Origin of the sequence: Bartonella sp. AP65SXKL (genome assembly GCF_042195725.1) — a bacterium.
Classification (GTDB): Bacteria; Pseudomonadota; Alphaproteobacteria; order Rhizobiales; family Rhizobiaceae; genus Bartonella.
This window is the reverse complement of sequence record NZ_JBHIOW010000003.1, coordinates 204,683-216,143: the sequence shown is the minus strand read 5'-3', so window position 1 is coordinate 216,143 and position 11,461 is coordinate 204,683. Positions and strand designations below refer to the sequence as shown.

Genomic DNA, 11,461 nt, shown 5'->3' with positions numbered 1-11,461 from the left:
TATAAAATGATTGACTAGGATTAATAATGATACTATTATTGGTTATGAGCAATAAAGTTGAAAAAATAATTAGCTTGATGAAAGCATCACCAAAGAACATCAAGTTTTCAGATTTGTTGGTTGTATGTGTCTATTTCTTTGGAGAACCACGGAACAATGGTACAAGTCATTTTGTTTTTAAAACCCCGTGGCTTGGTGACCCCCGTGTGAATATTCAAAAAGATTCTGGTAACAAAGCAAAAGCTTATCAAGTCAAACAAGTCTTACAAGCGATAGAAAGGATGAAACATGAACAATAATCATTATACATATCGTGTTTTGTGGTCGCAAGAAGATGAGGAATATGTCGGATTGTGTGCAGAATTCCCATCCCTTTCATGGTTAGATGCTCAAGCAGAGAAAGCTTTAAAAGGCATTATGGACCTTGTTTCAGAAGTTGTTGAGGACATGCAACATAATGGAGAAGAAGTTCCTGTGCCTTTGTCACATGGTAAATACAGTGGTAAGTTTCAATTAAGAATACCACCAGAACTCCATAGAAAACTTGCAATACAAGCCGCTGAAAATGGTGTGAGTTTAAACAGATACATTTCCTCTAAACTTTGAATCTTTTAAAAGTCTATACGTACTAAAAGAAAATTAATTCTTATGAAACCCTCTAAATTAAAACAAATACCCGTTTTTAAGACGGATAAAGAAGCAGAAAACTTTGTTGATACTGCCGATCTTACAGATTATGACTTAACTGATTTTAAATCCGTTCATTTTGAGTTCTTACCTAAAGAAGTCTCTTGACTACCTCCCCACCTTTAACGATAGGGAGGGGAGTTTTGTTTTTAAGTTAAGCAACCTTTTTAATGGGGTTGTCTAAATTTGGTTCATAAGTTCGCAACAAAGAATCCATACGATGTGGCAGTTCTGAAGCTCCAAAATCTGTCAAAATTGCCAAGATTTTTGTAATATTGGGCACGTCATCTTGAAGCTTTAAAACTAGAACATTTTCTATTGCATTCATAGTTTGAACCAGAGCACTACAATCTTTGTCGCTCACATTTTCATCATTAGAAAATTGAGATAATGCCATCCACAAATCGCATAAGAAGTTGGTATCTATTTTCATTGCACACCCCCAAAGATTTGTTCTCTCAAACATGCCAATCCTCTAGATGTGATTTTCGTTGAAGGCAGCACCTTTTCTGTACCATCCGGTCTTTGAATTGTAATAGCGGGACAATCCATGAATCCTTTCTTGATCTTGTCCTGATAAGGTAACAGAGGCGCCCCTGGAGCCCGTCGATACACCCAATCATGTTTACGCAAATAATCGGTCAAATCCTTTGGTCGTACTTCCAACATCTTTGCTGCTTCAATAAGACCAAACAAACCATCAGAACGCTTTAAACCTTCCAAAGCTTTTGCTTTTGGAGTCAATTCAGCAATGGTGTTATCCTTTTGCTCGATTTGGCTTTGTAGATGATTCAAAACACCAAGCAATGCCTCGGGTTTAGAGTAGTCAACTTGTGGTGTTGTTACTTGTTTCAAAAGCCGTTCAGCATTTGTGAAGGACATTATAAACAAAAACACAATAAAGTCAATAGGTTGTGTGAAATTATTTTATATGAATCCACTTAAGAATCCACACTTTTATGCATGATTCATTTGATCATTTTTTATATAAGATTGCCATGTATGAATAGACCATAAAAAGCAAATCATGATGTAAATATTATAACGCATGTGTGCATTCAAATGAAATGAAAAGCAGATATCATTTATAACAGTTTATAAATTTTATGATACGTTTTTATCACAGCACAAATCACATTGTTTAAAAATTTAGTCGTTTGGAATTATCGATTATACGTTTAAAGAATGGTATGAGTTTTGCTCTTTTTTGAGCGAAACCTTAAAAAGGAATAATAGGTTTAATTTATAAAGATTGCATAAAAGGATTAAGGATAAGAACGCTTTTAAAACGCTTACTAAAAGTTAAAAAACGATAAAGAGGTATTTTATATCTTATGAAATGAAAAGCCTTTTAATGAATAGATTGCAGACTAGTTTTTAAGAACGGAATTATTCGCTTCCACAAAAAAATGGAGGCGGGTAATACCATAGCAGTAAAATACTATTTTACCTTAGATATGGTACTAAAAAACGTTTTAAAAGTTACCATTTAAAAGTACAGAGCACAAATATAGAGCGATTAATTTGCAAAAAAGTTATGTTTAAAAGAAACTTATGAAAGCCTTTCTAAATATTGTTTAAACGTTTGAAACAGATGTTTATAACAGTTTCTAAAGCCTTGCGTATTGATTGTTCTTTTCTCTAAGCTTTCTACATCTTCTAAATTTTTTACATCCCTTAAGTTATTTACATCTTCTAAATTTTCTACATTATGTACATAAAAGTTAATTTGGATATTTTCATCTTTCTTTAAAAAAAGTAAAGGAAGAAGATGATAGTAAATTTCATTATGAACTAAGTTTATATCTAACACATTTTGTTGATAAGGCCCTTCAAAAGATAAATGTGTATTCCACCATTTATCTTTTTCGCCATTTTCTTTTTTAAAAGAATCTTGTGTAAACTGTGGAGTGAAATTCAGTGAAATTTGAGCATGATGTTCATCTTTGCTAAAACTAATGATTTTAACTTCTTCGAATATTTTCAAGTAAGTAATACGTCCAACCCCTTTACATCCTTCTTGAATTTTATAATCACTTTTATAAGTAGAGAAAGATTTGATATTCTCTTTTGTAAATCCATCTCCATTATCAAAAACACTTATAGAAAAAATTGGTTGATTCTCCCACAAATCTGCTTTGCCATAAAGTTGGAATAAAATATCAATTTTTGTTGCATGAGCTTGTATAGAGTTAACGATACATTCCTTAAGAACTGTAACGATATTCGTTTCTGAAGAAAGATCGCGGATTATAGCATTAAGATTGACAAGCATAAGTACACCAATATATTTTATTTATATATCTCGTTGTAATATTTAAATTTTATAATGATATTAAACACACTATTCCTGATGAAAAGTTAATAATTTCTCACCATAAGAGATATTGTATATGCTTGATAACGGTTTTTGTATAGAGGTATTGGACAAGATCTCCACACACTAAAAATAAAGACTAACCAAAATTTGAAAAACTTTATTAGAATCAGAATAAAATACTTATTCTTTCTAAAGGATTTTTCAAATGTTACCCCCTTTGGTAAAACTTTACGCAAACTTCGTATTGTTCGCTCAGAACGCCTCTATAGATATGGCTAAGAAATTAGACATATCTGTATCATTTTTATCTTCTGTAGAAATTGGCAAAAAATCTGTTCCTGTAGGACTGTAGGAAAAGATAATTGAACTCTATGATTTAGATCAAGAGAAGGCTTTACTCTTAAGAAAAGAAGCTTATGTTTGTCGCAAAAGTTTTACAATCAAGACTTCTGATCCGTTGAGGCATGAAGCTGTTGGTGAGTTTGTTAGAAATTTAGAGAATTTTTCACAACAAAACTTAGCAGAATTAAAAGACCTTCTTGAGAAAGTTTGCAAAAAAAGAGGCGTCCTATAGAGATAGGTTGAAAAATCCTATTCCCTTAACTTTATTAAGGCATCCCTCGCAGTAAAAAAGATATGAGTTCCAAAAACTTAATAGGAATATAAAGCTATATGGTGGGCGATGAGAGACTCGAACTCCCGACATCCTCGGTGTAAACGAGGCGCTCTACCAGCTGAGCTAATCGCCCAATGCAATGATCAGCAATTGAATGGAGACTATTTAAGGAAGAATTTTTCTAAACGCAAGAATAAAGATGGGATTTGATAATTTTTTTTAAAAATGCAGAATCCTTCTTGACATAAACGCATGAACCCCTTACACGACCGCTTGTACCAAATTAAATTGGTTCGAAAAAAATGCGCGGGTGTAGCTCAGTTGGTTAGAGTGCTGGCCTGTCACGCCGGAGGTCGCGGGTTCGAGCCCCGTCACTCGCGCCATTTCGTGATTCCTTATGAAATTTCCTTTTTAAAATATCCATATGCTATGAGTAATGTGGTGGAGTGTTTGATTGGGAATAGATATGTTTTTTCTTTCTTTTTATATGGTTTATAAGAATAGGGCTTGCGTCTTTCTTTGCTCTGCGTTACCTATGCCGATAAGAAAAGTATCGCTCTGTATGCCTTAGAAGCAGTATGAATAGAGTTAATAGAGCGATTGTTAAATTTGTCTGTTTGGTCTCGCAATATTGAATCATTGTGTTAAACTCAGGCATTTCGTTACGATGGAAGAGGGTTATGGCTTATTTATTGAGCTCTTATTTGCCAGTCTTGATTTTCATTATTGTGTCAGCGGTTATTGCTGGAGTTTTGTTGATTACACCTTACATTGTAGCATATCGTTCCCCCGATCCTGAAAAATTATCGGCTTATGAATGTGGGTTTAATTCATTTAGTGATGCACGCATGAAGTTTGATATTCGTTTCTATTTGGTATCAATTTTATTTATTATTTTTGATCTTGAAGTTGCATTTCTTTTTCCTTGGGCTGTTTCATTCGAATCAATAGGTATGTTTGGCTTTTGGTCGATGATTGTGTTTTTAGCGATTTTGACTATTGGATTTATATATGAATGGAAAAAAGGAGCCCTTGAATGGAATTAAGATATAATAATTCAACGATTGAGGCTCCAAAACCAAAAGGAATCATTGATCCAAATACTGGTGGGCTGATAGGATCTGAAGATGAGTTTTTTCGTGATATCAATGCTGAATTGTCAGATAAGGGTTTTTTAGTTACCTCGGCAGATGCTTTGATTACTTGGGCACGTACCGGTTCTTTAATGTGGATGAGTTTTGGTTTGGCTTGTTGTGCTATCGAAATGATGCAGTGCTCAATGCCTCATTATGATAATGAGCGTTTTGGATATGCACCACGAGCTTCACCCCGCCAGTCAGATGTGATGGTGGTGGCAGGTACTCTAACAAATAAGATGGCTCCTGCTTTAAGAAAAGTGTACGATCAGATGCCAGAGCCACGTTATGTGATTTCTATGGGATCATGTGCAAACGGTGGGGGATATTATCATTATTCCTATTCAGTAGTGCGGGGATGTGATCGTATCGTGCCTGTCGATATATATGTCCCAGGGTGTCCACCTACAGCAGAGGCATTATTATACGGCATATTGTTGCTACAGAAAAAAATCCGTCGTACCGGATCCATAGAGCGATAGAGAGTTTTCTTGTCATGGTGGATGAAACATTGGTTGAGCTTGCTGCTTATTTGGAAAACAAATTAAAAAATAAGCTTGAAGAGACTGTTCTTGCTTTTGGTGAATTGACCATTGTGGCACGTCTTGATGCAATTATCGATGTCTTAATGTTTGTTCGTGATGATTCTCGTTGTCAATTTATTAATCTTACAGACATTAGTGGTGTGGATTATCCTTCTCGCGATAAGCGCTTTGATGTTTCTTACCAATTGTTATCTCCTCGTGAGAATTTACGCTTACGTGTAAAAGTTCGTACAGATGAAAATACTCCTGTTGCTTCAGCTTGTACAGTTTATCCTGGCGCAGAGTGGTATGAACGTGAAACGTATGATATGTATGGGATTTTATTTTCAGGACATCCGGATTTGAGACGGATTTTAACAGATTATGGGTTTGAAGGATATCCTTTACGCAAAGACTTTCCTGTGACAGGATTTGTTGAATGCCGTTATGATAATGAAGCAAAGAGGGTGATTTATGAGCCTGTTGTTTTGCGCCAAGAGATGCGTAATTTTGATTTTCTTTCTCCTTGGGAAGGAGGACAGTATACTTTGCCATGTGATGGGAAAGCAGATGAAAAAAAATAATATTGGTTTTGATAAGGCATTATATTAGGGTACTGTATTTCTTAAATAATTAAATATTTTTTAGCGTGATAGATTTTTTTGATATTTGATATGAAGTTTTTTAAAAAGCAAGGGGTTGATTGTGGCTGAGGTCAATGTTCGAAACTTTAATATCAATTTTGGTCCGCAGCATCCTGCCGCGCATGGGGTTTTGCGCATGGTTCTGGAGCTGGACGGTGAAGTTGTTGAGCGTGTAGATCCACATATTGGGTTGTTGCATCGCGGTACTGAAAAATTAATGGAAACAAAGACTTATCTCCAAGCTGGTCCTTATCTAGATCGTTTGGATTATGTTGCTCCTATGAATCAGGAACATGCTTTTGTTCTTGCTATTGAAAAGTTATTAGATATAAAAGTTCCTAAAAGAGGGCAATTAATACGTGTTTTGTTTTCTGAAATTGGGCGTATTCTTAATCATTTGCTTAATGTAACGACACAGGCAATGGATGTTGGTGCTTTAACACCACCGCTTTGGGGATTTGAGCAACGTGAAAGATTGATGATTTTTTATGAGCGTGCCTGTGGTGCTCGTCTTCATGCAAATTATTTTCGTCCTGGTGGCGTGCATCAAGATTTACCAGAATCTTTAGTTGAAGATATTGGTGATTTTATTGATCCATTTCTTGTTTCTCTCGGAAAACTTGATGCGCTTGTGACCCCAAATCGGATTTTTAAGCAGCGTAATGTGGATATTGGCGTTGTAAGTATTGATGAAGCTTGGGCACGCGGTTTTTCTGGGGTTATGATTCGTGGAGCTGGTGTTCCATGGGATTTGCGTAAAAGTCAGCCTTATGAATGTTACGATGAAATGGAATTCGATATTCCTATAGGTAAAAATAGCGATTGTTATGATCGCTATCTTATTCGTATGGAAGAAATGCGTCAATCAGCGAAAATTATGCGCCAATGTGTGGAGCGTTTACTGAGTACTGAAAAAAATGGACCAGTTTCGAGCTTGGATCGCAAAATTGTACCACCGACGCGGAGTGAAATGAAAAGCTCGATGGAAGCACTGATTCATCACTTTAAACTCTATACGGAAGGTTTTCATACACCTCCTGGAGAAGTATATGTTGCTGTGGAAGCTCCGAAGGGTGAGTTTGGTGTTTATCTTGTTTCTGATGGAACCAATAAGCCTTATCGTGTCAAGTTGCGTGCTCCTGGGTTTGCTCATCTCCAAGCTATGGATTTTTTAACCAGAGGTCATATGTTAGCAGATGCTACAGCTATTTTGGGTTCGATTGATATTGTTTTTGGGGAGGTTGATCGCTAATGTCCGTACGCCGTCTTGCAGATGATGTTTATCAGCCGGCTGAGTTTTCTTTTACAAAAGAAAATCAGATATGGGTAAAAAATACCATAAAAAAATATCCTGCAGGGCGTCAGCAGTCTGCTGTAATTCCATTATTAATGCGTGCTCAAGAGCAAGATGGTTGGGTGACACGTGCTGCGATTGAGCATATTGCTCAGATTCTTTCCATGGCTTATATCCGTGTCTTAGAAGTTGCTACTTTTTATACTCAGTTTCAGCTTAAGCCTGTTGGAACAAAAGCGCATATTCAAGTTTGTGGTACAACGCCTTGTATGTTACGTGGTTCTGATGAATTGATTAAAGTTTGTCAGAAAAAAATTCATCATGAACCTTTTGCGACCAATCAGGATGGAACCTTATCATGGGAAGAGGTGGAGTGTCTTGGTGCTTGTGTGAATGCTCCGATGGTTATGATTTTTAAAGATACTTATGAAGATCTTACAGCTGAACGCCTTGAAGAAATTATTGATGCATTTGAAGCAGGTAAGGGTTCTGAGATAGAGGTTGGTCCGCAAAATAGTCGTAAATCGTCGGAACCGATTAGTGGTTTAACTTCTCTTATTGATGATGAGAAAGAAAAAAAGATCTCTCAAGTCTTCACCAAAAAAGGATAAGGAAAGAATGGGGAACATAATTAAGTATTTTTCTTGAGAAAATATTTTATTATTCTACCCATGATGGCAACATTTAACGAAAAGTAAGAAATCTTGAAAAGATATTTAAAAATTGCATTTGAGGAAAAGCAGAAAATGCTATGGGTAATAGAAAAAAAGGTGGGGTATGCTAGCTGATAAAGATCGTATCTTCACCAATATTTATGGTTTAAAAGACAAATCATTAAAGGCTGCGATGTTGCGTGGGCATTGGAATGGTCTGAAAGAAATGATTGACAAAGGTCGTGATTGGATCATTGATGAAGTGAAGGCATCGGGTTTACGCGGTCGTGGTGGTGCTGGTTTTCCTACTGGAATGAAGTGGTCCTTTATGCCAAAGCAGAATGATGGACGTCCTCATTATTTGGTTGTCAATGCCGATGAATCTGAACCTGGAACTTGTAAAGACCGTGATATTTTACGTCATGACCCCCACACTTTGATTGAAGGATGTGCAATCGCTACTTTTGCTATGGGAGCCAATGTTGCTTTTATTTATATTCGTGGTGAATATATTCGTGAACGTGAAGCGCTTCAAGCTGCCGTTGATGAATGCTATGATGCGGGTTTACTTGGCAAAAAAACGAAATATGGGCATGCTTGTGATATTGTTATTCATCATGGAGCGGGTGCTTATATTTGTGGTGAAGAAACAGCTCTTCTTGAAAGTCTTGAGGGAAAAAAGGGACAACCTCGGCTTAAACCACCATTTCCTGCCAATATGGGGATTTATGGCTGTCCAACAACAGTAAATAATGTAGAGTCTATTGCCGTTGTTCCAACGATTTTGCGGCGGGGTGCTTCGTGGTTTTCATCAATCGGACGAGCAAATAATGTTGGAACGAAATTATTTATGGTTTCAGGGCATGTTAATGCACCTTGTACATTTGAAGACGCTCTTGGTGTTTCATTCCGTGAATTAATTGAAAAACATACGGGTGGTGTTCGTGGTGGATGGAATAATCTTTTAGCAGTTATTCCAGGGGGGGCTTCTTGTCCAGTCGTTCGTGGTGATGATATGATCGATGCGATCATGGATTTTGATGGGATGCGAGATGTCGGGTCTTCTTTTGGCACAGGGGGAATGATTGTTATGGATAAATCAACCGATATTATCAAGGCAATTTGGCGTATAGCTGCTTTTTTCAAGCACGAGAGTTGTGGTCAGTGTACACCGTGTCGTGAGGGGACGGGATGGATGATGCGTCTTTTAGGGCGTATGGTTGAGGGAAGAGCGCAAAAACGCGAGATTGATCTTTTGTTTGAAGTGTCTAAACAGGTTGAAGGACACACTATTTGTGCGCTTGGTGATGCTGCCGCATGGCCTGTACAGGGGTTGATACGTAATTTTCGTCCAGAAATCGAGCGTAGAATTGATGAATACACGCGAAATGTAGTCCAAAGCAAAAATATTGCTTTAGAAGCGGTTTAATAAAGGATTTTGTTTTAAGAGCGACCGAATGCAAATTTTAAGTGGGTTATCCGCAGGTTGGATGGGTGATGATAAATATCAAAGTTGATGGCAAAGAGATTGAAGTTCCTGATTACTACACGTTGCTTCAGGCTGCTGAGGCGGCTGGGGCAGAAATTCCACGTTTTTGTTTTCATGAATCTTTGTCAATTGCTGGAAATTGTCGTATGTGTTTAGTTGAGGTTAAGGGTGGTCCACCAAAACCTCAGGCTTCTTGTGCTATGGGGGTTCGTGATTTACGATTAGGGCCTAACGGTGAGGCACCTGAGATTTTTACCAATACACCGATGGTAAAAAAAGCACGTGAAGGTGTTATGGAATTTCTTCTCATTAATCATCCTTTGGATTGTCCAGTGTGTGATCAAGGGGGAGAGTGTGATCTTCAAGATCAAGCAATGCTTTATGGACGAGATTGTTCTCGTTATACAGAAAATAAACGTGCTGTAGAAGATAAATATATTGGACCTCTTGTCAAAACTGTTATGACACGGTGTATTCATTGTACACGGTGTGTTCGTTTTACAACGGAAGTTGCAGGTATTTCTGAGCTTGGTTTGATCGGTCGTGGTGAAGATGCTGAAATTACGACGTATCTTGAAAAAGCTATGACATCTGAATTACAGGGAAATGTTATTGATCTTTGTCCAGTGGGAGCTCTAACTTCAAAACCTTATGCGTTTCATGCCCGTCCGTGGGAATTGGTAAAAACGGAATCGATTGATGTGATGGATGCGCTTGGTAGTGCTATCCGTATTGATAGCCGCGGCCGTGAAGTTATGCGGATTATGCCGCGTACGAATGAAGATGTAAATGAGGAATGGATCTCTGATAAAACGCGTTTTATTTGGGATGGATTACGGACTCAGCGGCTTGATAAGCCATATGTACGCAAAGATGGAAAGCTTCAACCTGTCAGTTGGACAGAAGCTTTTGCAAAAATTAAAATGGTAATCTCTAAAATTTTTCCAGAAAAAATTGGAGCCATTGCGGGGGATCTTGCTTCTGTTGAAGAAATGTATGCCCTTAAAGCATTATTGAGTTCTTTGGGCTCAACGCTTTTTGATTGTCGTCAAAGAGGGGGGGCTTTATCGCCAGAGTTTGGGCGCTCGAGTTATATTTTTAATCCTACAATTGTAGGTATTGAACAGGCTGATGCACTGCTTATTGTGGGATCTAATCCACGTCATGAAGCAGCTGTTTTAAATGCGCGTATTTTAAAGCGCCAACGGATGGGCAATTTTCCTATTGCATTAATTGGAGAGAAAGTCGATTTACGTTATCCTTATTCTTACCTTGGATCTGGGAGTGATACATTAACGACACTTATTCGTGGAGAGGATGTTTTTTTTAATGTCTTAAAAGAAGCGAAGAGGCCCCTTATTCTTATCGGAGAGGGAGCGGTTTCAGGAAGTGAAGGTTTATCTGTTTTAAAAAGTCTTGCTAAATTAGCTGATAATATAGGTGCTCTTAGTGAGACATGGAATGGGTTTGGGGTTCTTCATAATGCAGCTTCGATTGTTGGAGGGTTGGACATAGGCTTTACTTCTAAGCTTGGGGTTGCAAATATACTTAAAACCTGTGAAGTTCTATTTTTGCTTGGTGCTGATGAAGTAGAATTAGCCAATACAAAAGCTTTTACAGTTTATATTGGGAGCCATGGTGATAATGGTGCACATGCTGCTGACGTTATTTTGCCTGCATCTGCTTACACTGAAAAATCAGGGCTTTATGTGAATACAGAAGGACGTGTTCAAATGACAAATCGGGCTGGTTTTGCTCCAGGTGAAGCAAAAGAAGATTGGGCTATTTTGCGTGCTTTATCGGATATTTTAGGACAAAAGCTCCCTTTTGATTCTCTTTCTCAATTAAGGCAATGCTTGTTTAATGATTATCCACACCTTTGTGCTGTTGATGATATAGTGCCTTCTGATATAAGTGGTCTTAAGGCGCTTGGTTCAAAAATGGTTTCTCTCGAGAGTCAAGCATTTACTTCTATGGTTAAAGATTTTTATTTAACAAATCCGATAGCACGTGCTTCTGCTGTTATGGCTGAATGTTCATCTCTTGCAAAAAACCGTGCTACACAAACAGTAAAGTAAGGCAAAGGAAAAGGAATAAT

11 protein-coding genes, 2 tRNA genes and 3 pseudogenes are annotated in these 11,461 nt (G+C 37.5%); 12 read left to right on the top strand and 4 right to left on the bottom strand.

The features are described 5' to 3' along the window. The first annotated feature begins 26 nt into the window (after nucleotides 1-26). Genes ACFIMP_RS03375 through ACFIMP_RS03365 form a run of 3 tightly spaced genes read left to right on the top strand, consistent with a single transcriptional unit; the run spans nucleotide 27 to nucleotide 795 of the window. Nucleotides 27-299, top strand: a complete 273-nt coding sequence (locus tag ACFIMP_RS03375) for a toxin HicA (RefSeq protein ID WP_375630422.1) — start codon at nucleotides 27-29, stop codon at nucleotides 297-299. After that, nucleotides 289-606, top strand: a complete 318-nt coding sequence (locus ACFIMP_RS03370) for a type II toxin-antitoxin system HicB family antitoxin (RefSeq protein WP_004856761.1) — start codon at nucleotides 289-291, stop codon at nucleotides 604-606. Before ACFIMP_RS03375 ends, ACFIMP_RS03370 begins: the two co-directional genes overlap by 11 nt. 42 nt (nucleotides 607-648) lie before the next feature. Further along, complete coding sequence (locus ACFIMP_RS03365; protein WP_375630421.1) at nucleotides 649-795, top strand: CopG family antitoxin; 147 nt, start codon at nucleotides 649-651, stop codon at nucleotides 793-795. A 46-nt stretch (nucleotides 796-841) separates the two neighbouring features. Here ACFIMP_RS03365 and ACFIMP_RS03360 read toward each other — a convergent pair whose 3' ends face one another. The 3 genes and pseudogenes from ACFIMP_RS03360 to ACFIMP_RS03350 form a co-directional block, all read right to left on the bottom strand. Then, nucleotides 842-1,120 carry a hypothetical protein gene (locus tag ACFIMP_RS03360; RefSeq protein ID WP_375620501.1) on the bottom strand — a complete coding sequence of 93 codons (279 nt, stop codon included), beginning with the start codon at nucleotides 1,118-1,120 and terminating at the stop codon, nucleotides 842-844. Next, a pseudogene (locus ACFIMP_RS03355) lies at nucleotides 1,117-1,563 on the bottom strand (phage antirepressor KilAC domain-containing protein); the annotation flags it as partial. The gene ACFIMP_RS03360 and the pseudogene ACFIMP_RS03355, both read right to left, overlap by 4 nt. A 676-nt stretch (nucleotides 1,564-2,239) precedes the next feature. Beyond that, a complete protein-coding gene (locus ACFIMP_RS03350; protein WP_375685984.1) occupies nucleotides 2,240-2,962 on the bottom strand; it encodes an ATP-binding protein in 723 nt (240 codons plus the stop codon). 216 nt (nucleotides 2,963-3,178) lie between these two features. On the opposite strand from ACFIMP_RS03350, the pseudogene ACFIMP_RS03345 reads away from it, so the two are divergent. Next, a pseudogene (locus tag ACFIMP_RS03345) lies at nucleotides 3,179-3,581 on the top strand (helix-turn-helix domain-containing protein). A gap of 99 nt (nucleotides 3,582-3,680) precedes the next feature. On the opposite strand, the gene ACFIMP_RS03340 reads toward ACFIMP_RS03345, so the two are convergent. Continuing rightward, nucleotides 3,681-3,756 (bottom strand) — tRNA-Val (locus ACFIMP_RS03340). Nucleotides 3,757-3,929: 173 nt separating this feature from the next. On the opposite strand from ACFIMP_RS03340, the gene ACFIMP_RS03335 reads away from it, so the two are divergent. The 8 genes and pseudogenes from ACFIMP_RS03335 to nuoG all read left to right on the top strand — a co-directional run bounded on the left by ACFIMP_RS03335 (nucleotide 3,930) and on the right by nuoG (nucleotide 11,441). Beyond that, nucleotides 3,930-4,006: transfer RNA gene (locus ACFIMP_RS03335), tRNA-Asp, on the top strand. A 297-nt stretch (nucleotides 4,007-4,303) separates the two neighbouring features. Next, nucleotides 4,304-4,669 carry an NADH-quinone oxidoreductase subunit A gene (locus ACFIMP_RS03330; RefSeq protein ID WP_005773599.1) on the top strand — a complete coding sequence of 122 codons (366 nt, stop codon included), beginning with the start codon at nucleotides 4,304-4,306 and terminating at the stop codon, nucleotides 4,667-4,669. Beyond that, entirely contained in the window at nucleotides 4,660-5,241 is a 582-nt protein-coding gene (locus ACFIMP_RS03325) for a NuoB/complex I 20 kDa subunit family protein (protein WP_375621224.1), read from the top strand. The genes ACFIMP_RS03330 and ACFIMP_RS03325 overlap by 10 nt, the downstream gene beginning before the upstream one ends. Before the next feature lie 14 nt (nucleotides 5,242-5,255). Next, nucleotides 5,256-5,867 carry an NADH-quinone oxidoreductase subunit C gene (locus ACFIMP_RS03320; RefSeq protein ID WP_375613458.1) on the top strand — a complete coding sequence of 204 codons (612 nt, stop codon included), beginning with the start codon at nucleotides 5,256-5,258 and terminating at the stop codon, nucleotides 5,865-5,867. 121 nt (nucleotides 5,868-5,988) lie between these two features. Then, a complete protein-coding gene (locus ACFIMP_RS03315; RefSeq protein WP_375613457.1) occupies nucleotides 5,989-7,179 on the top strand; it encodes an NADH-quinone oxidoreductase subunit D in 1,191 nt (396 codons plus the stop codon). Then, a pseudogene (gene nuoE / locus ACFIMP_RS03310) lies at nucleotides 7,179-7,869 on the top strand (NADH-quinone oxidoreductase subunit NuoE). Before ACFIMP_RS03315 ends, nuoE begins: the two are co-directional and overlap by 1 nt. A 129-nt stretch (nucleotides 7,870-7,998) precedes the next feature. Continuing rightward, nucleotides 7,999-9,303, top strand: a complete 1,305-nt coding sequence (gene nuoF / locus ACFIMP_RS03305) for an NADH-quinone oxidoreductase subunit NuoF (RefSeq protein ID WP_375685983.1) — start codon at nucleotides 7,999-8,001, stop codon at nucleotides 9,301-9,303. Between the two features lie 68 nt (nucleotides 9,304-9,371). Beyond that, entirely contained in the window at nucleotides 9,372-11,441 is a 2,070-nt protein-coding gene (gene nuoG, locus ACFIMP_RS03300) for an NADH-quinone oxidoreductase subunit NuoG (RefSeq protein WP_375613455.1), read from the top strand. Nucleotides 11,442-11,461: the final 20 nt, after the last annotated feature.

Coding starts and splice junctions, on each gene's coding strand:
- ACFIMP_RS03375 (WP_375630422.1), top strand. CDS start 27: ATGATACTATTATTGGTTATGAGCAATAAAGTTGAAAAAATAATTAGC.
- ACFIMP_RS03370 (WP_004856761.1), top strand. CDS start 289: ATGAACAATAATCATTATACATATCGTGTTTTGTGGTCGCAAGAAGAT.
- ACFIMP_RS03365 (WP_375630421.1), top strand. CDS start 649: ATGAAACCCTCTAAATTAAAACAAATACCCGTTTTTAAGACGGATAAA.
- ACFIMP_RS03360 (WP_375620501.1), bottom strand. CDS start 1,120: ATGAAAATAGATACCAACTTCTTATGCGATTTGTGGATGGCATTATCT.
- ACFIMP_RS03350 (WP_375685984.1), bottom strand. CDS start 2,962: ATGCTTGTCAATCTTAATGCTATAATCCGCGATCTTTCTTCAGAAACG.
- ACFIMP_RS03330 (WP_005773599.1), top strand. CDS start 4,304: ATGGCTTATTTATTGAGCTCTTATTTGCCAGTCTTGATTTTCATTATT.
- ACFIMP_RS03325 (WP_375621224.1), top strand. CDS start 4,660: ATGGAATTAAGATATAATAATTCAACGATTGAGGCTCCAAAACCAAAA.
- ACFIMP_RS03320 (WP_375613458.1), top strand. CDS start 5,256: ATGGTGGATGAAACATTGGTTGAGCTTGCTGCTTATTTGGAAAACAAA.
- nuoF (WP_375685983.1), top strand. CDS start 7,999: ATGCTAGCTGATAAAGATCGTATCTTCACCAATATTTATGGTTTAAAA.
- nuoG (WP_375613455.1), top strand. CDS start 9,372: ATGATAAATATCAAAGTTGATGGCAAAGAGATTGAAGTTCCTGATTAC.